This window comes from Salinibacterium sp. NYA9b, assembly GCF_976973725.1.
Window position 1 is genome coordinate 2,404,117 of sequence record NZ_OZ333476.1, and the last position, 12,672, is coordinate 2,416,788.

A 12,672-nucleotide genomic window follows, 5' to 3' on the forward strand; every position below is an offset into this window, starting at 1 on the left:
GCGTGACGGATGCCGCCGCCGGGCGGACCGGCGACGCTCAGGCGGGCACAACTCGCGCGGGCATCGCCGCGGATTCGCTAGCTCGCGAGTTCCCCGAAGCCTTCGCCGGTCATGGCGACCAGAGTGTCGACGGCCTGTTGTGCCGAGCCGCCGGTGGCCGTGAATTTCAAGACGTGGTCTTTGGCGGCGCCAAGCGACATGATTCCAATCAGGCTGTTACCCGAAACTGGACCCTTGCCCGCAGTCACGTCGGTGATCGTGAGCTTGGCATCCACTCCCGCGAGCGCCTGAACGATGAGCGATGCGGGGCGCGCGTGCAGTCCGTCAGGGTTCACGAGGGGGGCTTCGGCGGTGACCTCTGTAGGGTCGGCTGACACAGCATCCGCAGCAGGAGCGTCCGCAGCGGATGTCTCAGCGGCAGGAGCATCAACCCCGTCAGGGGCACCGCCCTGGTCAGCAAGCTGACTCTGCTTTGCGCCCATTGCTGCCCGCGCTTCGCGGTCGACCTCGTCGAGCGAGGCCCCTGCATTCGCAAGAACAATCGCGGCAATGAGTCCTTCTACGAAGGGCGCATCGGTGAGCCGCACCTCGTCAGTTGTTGTCATGAACTCGGTGGCCATGGTGCTGCTGAGCACCGCTGAGCCGAGATCCATGAAGACGAGAACGCCCTCGCCGTTGGCTACCTCGTCGATTGCCGCAGCAACTTTCACGGCATCCGTACCGATGATGCCGTCGCCGGCACCCGCGGCAATCGCGATCGGCGGCGGGGTCTCCCCCACCATTTCAAGCGCGAGATCCACAGCGGCCTGCGCGAGCGCGGGGCTGTGGCTTACGACCACAATGCCAATCACGATCAGCTCGAAACGGTGTCGACGAGAGCCTGGAACAGCAGTGTGCTCGAGGTGGCACCCGGGTCGATGTGTCCGGCGCTACGCTCGCCGAGGTAGCTTGCGCGACCCTTGCGGGCAACGAGAGGTTCGGTCGCGTCGCGCCCCTTCTCGGCAGCAGCGAGAGCCACGGATGCCGCCGCAGCGACATCGGCGCCGTCAGCGACAGCAGCATCCCACGCGTCAAGCGCGGGTGCGATCGCGTCGAACATTGTTTTGTCGCCCGCTTCAGCCTTGCCGCGTGCCACAACGCCCTCAAGACCGGCTCGCAGTGCTGCGCCGAGGGCAGCAGCGTCGAGTTCAGCCACGGGGCCAGCGTTCACGCCCATGCGCAAGAAGAGCGTGCCATAAAGAGGGCCGCTCGCGCCGCCGACGGAAGTCACCAAAGTCATACCTACAGACTTCAGCAGTGCGTCGGCGGCGGTCGCGGGTTCTGCACCAATCTTCTCGACCACTGCGTTCATACCGCGAACCATGTTGGAGCCGTGGTCAGCGTCGCCGATGGCCGAATCAAGTTCGGTCAGGTAGCTCTGTTTCTCGGTCACGAGATCGCGGAACCGCGAAAGCCAGGCGATCAGTTGGTCGAGAGAGATGGTGCTTGTAGACATAGTTCTTAGACTCCCCAGCGGAGCCCGGCGGTGTTCACCGGGGCATCCCATAGTTTCAACATTTCTTCGTCAGCCTTAAGGATCGTGACCGAGCATCCGGCCATATCAAGGCTCGTGATGTAGTCACCGACGAGGTTGCGCACAACCTCAACTCCGGCAGCCTTGAGCAGCTTCGCGACCTCGTTGTACATGATGTACAGCTCGATCTGCGGGGTTCCGCCCATACCGTTCATCATCACAATGGCTGGTGATCCTGTGAAGTCCATGTCGGCCAAGATCGGGTCGACCAGTTGCTTAGCAATGGATGCCGCATCCGCGAGCTTTTCGCGGTGACGACCGGGTTCTCCGTGGATGCCGACGCCGATTTCCATCATGTCGTCGGGCAGGTCGAAGGTCGGCTTGCCTGCGGCAGGAACGGTACAGCTGGTGAGTGCCATGCCCATGGAGCGGCCGGAGTCGTTGACGCGGTGTGCCAGTGCGGTGACCGCGGCGAGGTCTTGTCCCTCTTCCGCTGCTGCGCCGACGATCTTTTCGAGCAATACAGTGAGGCCAACGCCGCGGCGTCCGGCCGTGAAGAGCGAGTCCTGAACAGCCACGTCGTCGTTGACGACGACCGAGGCAACCTTCACTCCGGTTTCCGCTTCGGCCATTTCGGCAGCCATCTCGAAGTTCATGACGTCGCCGGTGTAGTTCTTGACGATGTGCAGCACGCCAGCACCAGAGTCAGCAACCTTGGTGGCTTCCTGCATCTGGTCGGGGGTTGGCGAGGTGAAGACTTCGCCGGCACACGCTGCGTCGAGCATCCCCAAGCCAACGAAGCCGCCGTGAAGCGGTTCGTGGCCCGAGCCGCCACCAGAGATCAGCGCAACCTTGCCAGCGCGAGTGGGTTCTGCACGGTAGATCACGCGGTTGACGTGGTCGACCTTGAGCTCTGGATGCGCGGCGTCGATTCCGGCGAGCGCGTCGGCGAGTACCGATTCGGGGGTATTGATCAGTTTCTTCATTACTTGGCCTTCTCTTCCGTGAGTGCTTCAGTGAGGGTCTCGTTGTCGGCGTTGGTCTTGGAAATAAAACCAAAGGCGAGTGCGGCAAGCACACCAGCGAGCAGTTCAGCTACGAGGTAGACCCACAGCTGCTCCCACGCCACTTCGCCGCCCATGATCTGCTGAACGAGCATCGGACCAGTGGTACGAGCGGGGTTGATGGATGCGCCAGTGATCGGGCCAACGGGAATGATGGCGGCGAAGACGACGAAACCAATGGCGAGTCCGGCAAAGCCGGGGGCTGCCTTGCGGTGGATGACTCCAAAGACGGTGAAGACGAGGAGGAATGTTCCGACGAACTCGGCAAAGAATGCCTGGCTGACGGGAATCGTGTCGGGGTTGTAGGCGGCGACGCCAAGACCGGCGTCAACCGCGGCCTGGCCAAGAACGCCGACGATCGCAAAGGCACCGGCGGTTGCACCGAGGAGCTGAGCGATGAGGTAGCCGGGAACTTCACGCCACGCGAACTTGCCAGCGACAGCGAGGCCGATCGTGACGGCGGGGTTGATGTGGTTGCCGGAGATGTAGCCGAAGACGTAGACCGTCACGACAACGATCAGACCGAACGCGAAGGAGATGATTCCGAGACTCGCCATGGTGAACGGCTCATCGCCATTCAAGATGAACGTCGCGGGCACTGAGCCAACGCCGACGAAAACGAGGAAGGCGGTTCCTAGAAACTCCGCAGCCAGCTTCTGCCACTGCTTGTTCTCATCCATGAGTTCTCCTTTGAACTTGTATTGCGCGTGCGACCGGGTGTCGCGAACGTTCGTCAATATCGGAACGTTATTCGATAATGTCGAATATGCTACGTTCAGTTACATCTTGTCAAGCCCAACCGGTTCGAAAGTAGACCGGTGGTGCAGAGATAATGAATACCGGCTAAATGACGGGGAACAGCGTTGATCCAATCCATTGATCGAGCAGCACAAGTGCTGTCGTCGCTCCAGGGCGCCCGGCATCTCGGCATCACGGAACTCGCCGGCCTTCTCTCGCTGCCGCCGTCCACGGTGCACGGCATCGTTAAGTCCCTCCAGGTACACGGACTCGTCGCCAAAGAACCCAACGGCAACCGCTACATGCTCGGCCCGGCCTTGCTGAAACTCTCCAACGTCTACCTCGACACCCTCGACGTGCGTGCCCGCGCAATGCGCTGGACCCAAGAACTGTCGCGACGCACCGGGCTCGCTGTTCGCCTCGGCTCCGAACTTTTCGACGAAGTCATCGTCATCCACCACAACAACCGGCCAGACGGCACCGAACAAATGCCAGAGACAGGCCTCTCCATTCCCGTGCACGCCTCCGCCATGGGCAAAATCCTGCTGACCTACAACGCGGATGCCGCCGACCAACTTTTTGAGAAACCGCTCCGCAGCCTCACCGGTGACACCATCACCGACCCCTCGAAACTCATTCTGCAGTTTGCGCAGATTGCCGAGCGCGGCATCGCCACGGAGCAAGATGAAGCGGTGCTCGGCGAATCCTCGATTGCCGCGCCCATTGCCGACCGCAACGGCAACGTCATCGCCGCCGTGGCCGTCGTGTTGCACTCCAGCGAGTGGCCGCCCGAAGACAACGTATTGAATGTGTTGCGCGAAACCGCCCGCAATATCTCGCGCGAACTCGGCTACACCGCCTGGCCGCCGCCCGTCGTGCGGCGCCCCACCGACGACTAACATCCAGCGCGCCAACACGCCTCACCCTGCGAGCGCGCCAACACGCAACAACGGCTGGCCGCCCGTGGGGAGGCGACCAGCCGTTGTTGAGTGTTGCTCCTGAGCAGGTGTCGTCTAGAAGACGATCCAGACCCAGTCGTTGCGGCTGCTTGAGCCGGTCACGTTCTCACCGGCCGGAGTGAACTCTGCCTTCACCTGGTGCAGGCCACGGTCGAGCTTCGGCAGCTTCACCGTCACCTTTCCGTTGTCGGCTTCGTCCAGCGTGATGGTGTCGACCTTCTTGCCGTCGACCGTCACCTTCACGGTTCCGGTCGCTGCGGCATCCTCACCGGTAGCGACTCGGATGGTGGCACTCACGGTGTTCCACGAGAAGGCAACGTGCTTGCTCACTGACAGGCTCACGCTCGAGCTGTAGTTGATCATCACGGCCTCAGAGGTGGCGCTTGCGCTCGGCAGGTCCTTCTTATTGGCGGTGACAACGACGGTGATCGCCTTGCCCTCGTCAGCCTTCGTGACCGTGTACTTGCGCTTGTCGGCGCCGGCGATGTTCTCGCCGTTCGCCTGCCACTGGTAGCTGAACTTCAGCCCGTCAACATCCCACTCGCCAGCGTTGGCGGTGAGCTTGCTGCCCACGAGCGGCTTGCCCGAGATGGTCGGCAGAACGGTGTTCACGGGCGTTCCCGGCAGAACATCTTCCTGCGTCACAACCTCAATCGCGGTTGTTGCTCCCGTGTCGCCATAGCTGACGAGACCGAGGTAGTTCGTGAAGGGGGCGAGGCCCTCCCACGATGCGGTGTAGCTCACTGCTTCACCCTGCACACCCGGGAGAACTTCGGGGTCCAACCCGAGGGGCTCTCCCGCACCAGGAACGACGGCGAAGGTGCGCACGTCGAACGCGGTAGACGGGTTCGCGGCATACACCGATGCGATCACGAGGTAGTCACCCGGTGTCGGATCAGCGAGGTTGACGCGCTCATCGGCGGCTCCCGTGGCGGACTGCCACCCGGCGATCGGAGTGCCACTGCCATCGAGCAGGTACACGATCAGATCGAGGTCAGCGGTGTCATCGATCGAGTCGAGATCGAAGCGCGCATACGTTGTGCCCTCAGGCACGGTTGCTGCGTACTCAAACTCGTCTCCGCTCACACCAGAACCCGAGTGATCGGTTTCGGTGCCAGTGGGGTCTTCATAGAAGACTCCAGCGGTGAGACCGGTCGATGTCAGCGGGATGTCGCCGTTGCCGCCGGGCGTGACCGTTACGTCAACGGCGCCGTAGGTTCCGGTTCCGCTGGCTGTGTCCGGCGCGAGGATGGTGACGGGGCGCACGGCGATGGGGCTGTGCACGACGGTGTCGCCACTGGTCCACGTGAGGGCTCCGGTGGTGAATTGGTCGAGCGGAGCATCCGTTCGACTGATCGTCACTTCGTAGCTCTGTGTCTCGCCTGCAGCACCAAAGGTCAGCGTTGAAGGTGAGACCGTTGCTTCGATTCCGGGGACCGAGATGGATGCCTCGAACGTGCCCGCCTGAGTGGAGGTCACGGTGCGAGTGATCGTCTCGGCTGCCGTCAGCGAGCCGATACCGATGGATGCCAGGTTGAGATTGCTGGGATCGATTGCTTCGACCGCGGGGTCGAGCACGTCGTAGCCAGCGCCCTCAATGTAGGACAGCCAGTCGCCGATGCCGTTCAGGTAGAGCAAGCCAGGCTCAAAGAACTTGGTCGGATCGATGTGGCCGGCACCCTGCGTGAAGGGGTCAGTGACGGGGTTTCCGTCGGCATCCACGGTGTCGTAGGCAGTTGTCATGAATGCCGACTTGATCTCGGCGGGAGTCGCGTTGGGGCGTTCGCCGAGGTAGAGCGCGGCAAGACCGGCAACGTGCGGTGACGACATCGAGGTTCCCGAGAGAAGCGCGAACGTCGGCTCGGCTCCTTCAGCGTTGGCGCTAGCGGCGAGGATTCCGACACCAGGTGCCGAGATGTCGGGCTTGATGATGTCGCTGCCGTCAGCTTCAACGGGACCACGCGACGAGAAGCCAGCGACCTGAGGGGTCGGCGGTTGGTACGCGGTTTCGTTACCCGGAGTGAAGGTCGCGGTCGCACCTTCGGTCGCTGCATACGCAAGGACAGCATCGCGGTACTGAGCATCCAGGTGGATGGTCGGAATCACGTGAGTGTCGAGGTCGGTCGAGCTCGGCGTCACGTTCACAAGAACCGCACCGATACCGCCAGCGCGAGCAACCTCGGCCGACTTGTCGACACGAGCGATGACACCGCGGTCACAGACCACAATCTTGCCGGTGACAAGCGCCGGGTCGAGAGTGTCGGCCAGGCACAGCGCGGGGTCAACAGCACCGTCGAGCGCGACATCCGCAGCGTAGACGAGCTCGCCCGTCAGCGGTTCTGCGGCAGGGTCGAGGTCAACCGTGATCGAGGCACCGGCGAACTCTTGGCCGTCACCGAGGGTGACGGTGGCTTCGTAGTTCGGGATGGTGCTGGCGGCAACGGTGGTGATCCACGGTGCCGCGTTGTCGAGGGTTGTCGCTCCGGGGCCGTCGTTTCCGGCGGAGGCTGCGACGAAAACGCCGGCAGCAGCCGCACCGAGGAAGGCCTGGTCGGTCGGCGAAACGGTGCTTGTGGCAGCGCCTCCACCGATCGAGTAGTTGATCACGTCAACACCGTCAGCGACAGCCTGGTCGATTGCAGCCAAGAGGTCGGTGGATGCACAACCGTCGTCGGTCGTGGCGACCGGGTCTGGTCCGCTCCAGCACACCTTGTAGGCAGCGATCTTTGCCGCGGGGGCGACACCGGAGAAGTAGCCGAGGGCGTTTCCGCCAACGTTGGCGTCGATTTCGTAATTTCCCGCTGCGGTGCTCGCAGTGTGCGATCCGTGGCCGTCACCGTCACGCGGCGAGACGTACTCGCCAACGCTGGTGTCACCGAGGTTGCCGGCACCGAAACCATCAACAAAGTAGCGAGCGCTGATGACCTTGGTCGTGCAGTCGTCAGCGGTGAACTGGTCGCCTTCGGTGCAGACACCGGTGAAGGTTTGGCCGTCGGCTTTCTCGTAGACGACGGAACCACCGTCGAGATACGGAGCTGCTCCCGGCGTGCTGCCGAGGGCGTCTCCCGCAAAGGCGGGGTTCTCGGGAGCGAAGCCAGTGTCGAGCACGCCGACAACGATTCCTTCACCCGCAGCTTCAGCACCGCCAATGGATGCCCAGAGTCCGTCTTCGCCTTCGAGGCCAAGGAACTCTGTCGACCGTTGCGCTGCCGTGATGTGCTTCAGCTCGTCCGGAACGATCGAGGCAACAAGCTTATTTGCCGAGAGCTCGACTGCTTGAGCCGCGGTCAGATCTGCCGCGAAACCATTGGTCGCGAGCGTGTACGAATAGTCGATATCAGCACCGACGGATGCCGCGACATCGTCTTGCTTCTCTTCCAAATATTCGGTGTAGTCCTGCACTACTTGGCGGCGAGTGTCGAGTTGCTCGCCATCGGGTGGGGTTGTTGCGTCAAAACCGCGCACACCACCGTCGTAGGTTGCAGCAGCCTGATCCACCATCGTGACGATGTAACGCCCCGGGGTGAATTCAGTTTGGCCGCCGCCACCAATGGATGCTGGTGCAGCTGTAGCGCCGAGTGCGGCGCCCGTAACCAGGGAAGTGGCGACAAGAGTTGTCGTTGCCACCACCGATATGACTCTTCGAATGCTCACGAATGTTCCTATTCTTCTGTGAATGGGACTTGCTTATGTGACGTACACACGCTGATCATGGCGTGTTTGCAAAGCTGGTGGTCGGGCACTCACCACGAGCCACTATATGCGCGGTCTACCCCTTAATGGGGGCCCCCCTTTAACTCATCGTTACGTTAACGTGACATATTGTCCGCTCTTTGGGGGACGCCGTTAAACGACAGAAGCGCCGCCGTCCAGTGGACGGCGGCGCTTCTGTGTAGCGAGAGTGCTTGCTACAGAGTTTCGAGAATTTCGCGCATGAGCTTGGCTGCTTCAGACGGCGTCTTGCCGACCTTTACACCGGCAGCTTCAAGAGCTTCCTTCTTGGCCTGAGCGGTTCCGGCGGAGCCAGAAACGATCGCACCGGCGTGACCCATGGTCTTACCCTCGGGTGCCGTGAAGCCAGCAACGTAGCCCACAACAGGCTTCGTCACGTGAGCCTTGATGTAGTCAGCGGCACGCTCTTCAGCGTCTCCACCAATCTCACCAATCATCACGATTGCCTTGGTCTCGGGGTCGGCCTCAAACGCTTCAAGAGCGTCGATGTGCGTCGTGCCGATGATGGGGTCTCCACCGATACCGATTGCGGTCGAGAATCCGAGGTCACGGAGTTCGTACATCATCTGGTACGTGAGCGTTCCCGACTTGGAGACGAGACCGATCGGGCCCTTGCCGGTGATGTTCGCCGGCGTGATGCCGACGAGTGCTTCACCGGGCGTGATGATGCCGGGGCAGTTCGGACCAATGATGCGGGTCTTGTTGCCCTTCTCCTGCGCGTACGCCCAGAACTCAGCCGAGTCACCGACGGGAACACCCTCAGTGATGATGACGAGCAGTGGCATCTCAGCGTCGATAGCTTCGATAACGGCATCCTTGGTGAAGGCCGGAGGAACAAAAGCGATCGAAACATCCGCTCCCGTCTTCTCCATTGCTTCAGCAACAGTGCCGAACACGGGCAGCTCAACGTCACCGTGCGTCACGGTGGTGCCAGCCTTGCGTGCGTTGACGCCGCCAACGACCTGGGTGCCAGCAGCGAGCATGAGAGCAGTGTGCTTGGTGCCCTCACCGCCGGTGATGCCCTGAACGATGACCTTGGAATCCTTGTTGAGGAAAATTGACATGCTCGGTTCCTTACTTCGCAGCGTTGGCGAGTTCGGCGGCCTTGTCGGCGCCCTCGTCCATTGAGGCGGCTAGCGTCACGAGGGGGTGGTTCGCTTCTGCGAGAATCGCGCGACCCTCCTCAACCTTGTTGCCGTCGAGACGGACAACGAGAGGCTTGTTGGCGGCATCGCCGAGCGCGGCGAGCGCACCCACGATTCCGTGGGCAACAGCGTCACACGCGGTGATTCCACCGAAGACGTTGACGAATACGCTCTTGACCTGAGGGTCATTGAGAATAACGTCGAGTCCGGCGGCCATGACCTCAGCGGAGGCTCCGCCACCGATGTCGAGGAAGTTGGCTGGCTTCACGTTGCCGTGGTTTTCGCCAGCGTAGGCAACAACATCCAGCGTCGACATGACGAGGCCTGCACCGTTACCGATGACACCGACTTCACCGTCGAGCTTGACGTAGTTGAGGTTGTTGGCCTTAGCCTTCGCCTCGAGGGGATCAGCGGCAGCAGCATCTTCGAGTTCTGCATGCTTGGGGTGACGGAACTCAGCGTTCTCGTCAAGCGATACCTTGCCATCGAGGGCAACAATGTCGCCGTCTTCGGTGATCACGAGAGGGTTGACCTCAACGAGAGTTGCGTCTTCGCCCTTGTACACGTCGTAGAGCTTCACGAAGACAGGAGCAACCTTGTCGACGAGCTCTGCCGGGAACTTAGCAGCGATCGCAATTTCGGTGGCCTTCGCGAGGTCGATACCCGTCAGCGGGTTGACCTCGATCTTGGCGAGAGCTTCGGGGCGCTCAACAGCAAGCACCTCGATTTCCACTCCACCCTCAACGCTGCACAGCGAAAGGTAGGAGCGGTTTGCTCGGTCGAGCAGCACGGAGAAGTAGAACTCCTGCGCGATGCGAGCACCGGCAGCAATCATTACTCGCTTGACCGTGTGGCCGTTGATGTCGAGACCAAGGATCTGCTCGGCTGCGGTGAAAGCGTCGTCGGCGTTGTGAACGACCTTGACACCACCCGCCTTGCCGCGACCGCCGGTCTTGACCTGAGCCTTGACAACGACAGTTCCACCGATTTTCTCGGCTGCTGCTTTGGCTTCTTCTGGGGTGTCGGCAATTAGGCCGGCAAGTACTGGTACGCCATAGGACTCAAATACGTCCCTGGCTTGGTACTCATATAGATCCACGCTGCTCATTCCAATCCGCGCGTAATGGTGAGTGGGGAAGGCGGCGAATCGGTGCCAAATTGGTCGGCTCCATGAGTCGCACGCCAATAGAAAACCTTACCGTGCCTAACGTTGTGGGTTTTCCGATAGCGGGCTGAATGTGGCGAAAGATCAGCGAATCTTGTGGTTCGGGCCTCGTAAACTGGCCGTGTGCCCGCATCCGACCCCCTCAGAATTGCGGATGTCTCTGCCGACGTCGCTCTGTTAGCCGGCGGTGGGGCGGCCATCCTGTTGCAAATCGCGCACCCCGCTGTGGGTCAGGCGGTGGCCGAGCACAGTGACTTTGCGCGGCGCCCCTTGGATCGTCTCAACGGCACCCTCACGTATCTCTATGTCACCGTCTATGGCACCCCGGCCGAGGCTGCCGAGGTCGCGCGGCGAGTGGGCGCGGCTCACCGACCGGTGCGGGCAGACAGCTACGACGCCCGTGACCCGCAGCTGCAGTTGTGGGTCGCCGCCACACTGTACGACACCGCCACGCGCGTGCGCGAGCTGGTGTTCGGGCCGTTGCGCGAAGTGGATGCCGAAACCCTGCTGGCCGACTACGCGGTCATTGCGACCGCGCTGGGCGTTCCGCGCGCGCTGTGGCCGGCCGACCGTGCGGCATTCGCTGCCTACTGGAACGAGAGCGTGGCTTCGTTGCGCGTCACGGACGCGAGCCAACGAGTTGCCCAACAGCTGCTACATCCGACCGGCGGACCGTGGTGGCTGCGGGCGTCAATGCCACTCGTTCGCGTGCTGACCGCCGGGCTGCTGAGCCGTGAGTTGCGCGAGGCCTATGCGCTACCCCACCACCAGAAACGCTTCGACCGGATCATGCGGGTCACCCGCGCGGTGTACCCGCACCTTCCCCGCTGGGTGCGCTTCGCGGCGCAGCGCCGGTATCTGGCGTCGTTCCGGCGATCGCTCGCCGACGCCACCTAGCTAGGCGCAGCCTCGCCTGCGACTCCAAGCGGACGAACGAGCGAGTTACGCGAGTTCGAACTCGATCGTTCCCGTCGCAATCTCGGCAGACACCAGTCGAACGCGCACCGTGTCGCCAGCTGAAACCGTGCCGGAGATGCGAGCCGTAATCACGGGCTCTGCGATCTGGATGACGCCACCGTCGCCGCGCTGCGAGACGACCGTGGCTTCGAACTCCTCGCCCACTCGCGGCCGCAACAGTGCCGCTTCGATCACGTCGACCGAGGCGCGGTCGAACTGCGATGCCAGCTGACTCGTGCGGCCCATGATCTTGGGCAGTTGCGGAAGAGCTTCGCGCACCCATTTCGGCACTTCGCGCCCCGCCACAATCGCTTCACACGCGACAAGCACGAAGCGGTCGACGAGTCGACGCAGCGGCGCTGTGGCGTGGGCGTAGGGCGCGGCTACAGCGGCCTGGATGGTGTCTTCGGGCAGTTCGCCGTCGAAGGGCGTGTAGCCCGCTCCACGGAACAGCGAGGTGGCGGCGTGGGTTGCCGCGAGGGCGCGGGGGTCGGAGTGGTCGAGGGTGCGCAGGTACTCGCCATAGTTCTGGTTCTCGGGCCACGGGCATCCGAGGCTCGCCACCTGACGCCGGAACTGTTCCAGAGTCTCGTCGTCGGGCGCGGGCATCGTGCGCAGAATGCCGACTTTGCCTTCGAGCATGATGCGAGCGGCTTCCATGCCGGTCATGAGCGAGACGTGCGCGTTGTAGTCCTCGACGGGTAGCGACGCTCGACGCTCGATCACATACTGGCCATCAACGACAGCCACTTCCTCGTCGGGCCGGTTGAGGCTTGCTCCCCCGCGCTGACGTTCCAGCTCGGTGCGCAGGCGCCCAAACTCGGGCAGCAACGAGAGAGATTCGTCCGCGCGGTCGTTGTCGAGCAACTCTTGCACTTCGACATAGTTGAACTGGCGACGGTTACGCACTTGCGCGCGAACGAGAGTTGTCGCGATGACCTCGCCCGCGGCATCCAAGTCGAAGGTCCACACAAAAGCGGGACGCGTCGCACCAGCGAGAAGCGAAGCGGCGTCTTCACTGATGATCGTCGGATGCAACGGCACTCGGTCGTCGGGACCGTACAAGGTTTGACCGCGCTTGCGAGCTTCGGCATCAACGAGGGAACCGGGCAGCACGAAGGCGGGCACTTCGGCAATCGCGTACATCACGCGCAGCGTTTCGCCGGTGCGTTCGAGGTAGAGCGCCTGATCGAGATCGGTCGCGCCCTCGGGGTCAATCGTCACGAACGGGATGCCTGTGAGGTCTAGCTCGGGCGGCTCGAATGCTGCCACCGCGGCGTCGGCGGCCTCTTCAACCTCGGCGCTGAACTCGGTGGGAAGCTTTAGCTCGACCCGCACTGCCGCGAGCGCCTGAGTCAACTCGTCGTCGGTGTCGAGGGGTCGCAGTCGCGGCACCACG

The 12,672-nt window shown here is 62.5% G+C and carries 10 protein-coding genes; 2 read left to right on the forward strand and 8 right to left on the reverse strand.

All coding sequences use genetic code 11. The features are described 5' to 3' along the window. Window positions 1-77: 77 nt before the first annotated feature. From dhaM to ACWFSR_RS11585, 4 genes are read right to left on the reverse strand one after another with little or no spacing between them, the layout of a single operon-like run. Window positions 78-851 carry a dihydroxyacetone kinase phosphoryl donor subunit DhaM gene (dhaM, locus tag ACWFSR_RS11570; protein ID WP_447522426.1) on the reverse strand — a complete coding sequence of 258 codons (774 nt, stop codon included), beginning with the start codon at window positions 849-851 and terminating at the stop codon, window positions 78-80. Between the two features lie 2 nt (window positions 852-853). Then, window positions 854-1,495, reverse strand: a complete 642-nt coding sequence (gene dhaL / locus ACWFSR_RS11575) for a dihydroxyacetone kinase subunit DhaL (protein WP_197106387.1) — start codon at window positions 1,493-1,495, stop codon at window positions 854-856. 5 nt (window positions 1,496-1,500) lie between these two features. Further along, window positions 1,501-2,499 carry a dihydroxyacetone kinase subunit DhaK gene (gene dhaK / locus ACWFSR_RS11580; RefSeq protein ID WP_197106388.1) on the reverse strand — a complete coding sequence of 333 codons (999 nt, stop codon included), beginning with the start codon at window positions 2,497-2,499 and terminating at the stop codon, window positions 1,501-1,503. Beyond that, a complete protein-coding gene (locus ACWFSR_RS11585) occupies window positions 2,499-3,257 on the reverse strand; it encodes an MIP/aquaporin family protein (RefSeq protein ID WP_197218695.1) in 759 nt (252 codons plus the stop codon). The genes dhaK and ACWFSR_RS11585 overlap by 1 nt, the downstream gene beginning before the upstream one ends. Before the next feature lie 183 nt (window positions 3,258-3,440). On the opposite strand from ACWFSR_RS11585, the gene ACWFSR_RS11590 reads away from it, so the two are divergent. Further along, window positions 3,441-4,214, forward strand: a complete 774-nt coding sequence (locus ACWFSR_RS11590) for an IclR family transcriptional regulator (protein ID WP_197106390.1) — start codon at window positions 3,441-3,443, stop codon at window positions 4,212-4,214. Window positions 4,215-4,328: 114 nt separating this feature from the next. Here ACWFSR_RS11590 and ACWFSR_RS11595 read toward each other — a convergent pair whose 3' ends face one another. From ACWFSR_RS11595 to sucC, 3 genes are all read right to left on the reverse strand, one after another. Further along, window positions 4,329-7,928 (reverse strand): S8 family serine peptidase, encoded by a 3,600-nt coding sequence (locus ACWFSR_RS11595; RefSeq protein WP_307784107.1) that lies wholly within the window; start codon window positions 7,926-7,928, stop codon window positions 4,329-4,331. Window positions 7,929-8,182: 254 nt separating this feature from the next. Then, window positions 8,183-9,070 (reverse strand): succinate--CoA ligase subunit alpha, encoded by an 888-nt coding sequence (gene sucD / locus ACWFSR_RS11600; protein ID WP_197106391.1) that lies wholly within the window; start codon window positions 9,068-9,070, stop codon window positions 8,183-8,185. Window positions 9,071-9,080: 10 nt separating this feature from the next. Next, window positions 9,081-10,250, reverse strand: coding sequence for an ADP-forming succinate--CoA ligase subunit beta (gene sucC / locus ACWFSR_RS11605; RefSeq protein WP_197106392.1), 1,170 nt, complete (start codon window positions 10,248-10,250; stop codon window positions 9,081-9,083). Window positions 10,251-10,439: 189 nt separating this feature from the next. Here sucC and ACWFSR_RS11610 point away from each other — a divergent pair, with 189 nt between their 5' ends. Further along, on the forward strand, window positions 10,440-11,213 hold the full coding sequence (locus ACWFSR_RS11610) for an oxygenase MpaB family protein (protein WP_447522427.1): 774 nt from the start codon (window positions 10,440-10,442) through the stop codon (window positions 11,211-11,213). A 45-nt stretch (window positions 11,214-11,258) separates the two neighbouring features. On the opposite strand, the gene ACWFSR_RS11615 is transcribed toward ACWFSR_RS11610, so the two are convergent. Further along, a complete protein-coding gene (locus tag ACWFSR_RS11615) occupies window positions 11,259-12,671 on the reverse strand; it encodes an RNB domain-containing ribonuclease (RefSeq protein ID WP_447523446.1) in 1,413 nt (470 codons plus the stop codon). Between the last annotated feature and the right edge of the window lies 1 nt (window position 12,672).

Bases quoted from the DNA above. Each gene is read 5' to 3' on its own strand.
- dhaL (WP_197106387.1), bottom strand. From the start codon at position 1,495: ATGTCTACAAGCACCATCTCTCTCGACCAACTGATCGCCTGGCTTTCG.
- dhaK (WP_197106388.1), bottom strand. From the start codon at position 2,499: ATGAAGAAACTGATCAATACCCCCGAATCGGTACTCGCCGACGCGCTC.
- ACWFSR_RS11585 (WP_197218695.1), bottom strand. From the start codon at position 3,257: ATGGATGAGAACAAGCAGTGGCAGAAGCTGGCTGCGGAGTTTCTAGGA.
- sucD (WP_197106391.1), bottom strand. From the start codon at position 9,070: ATGTCAATTTTCCTCAACAAGGATTCCAAGGTCATCGTTCAGGGCATC.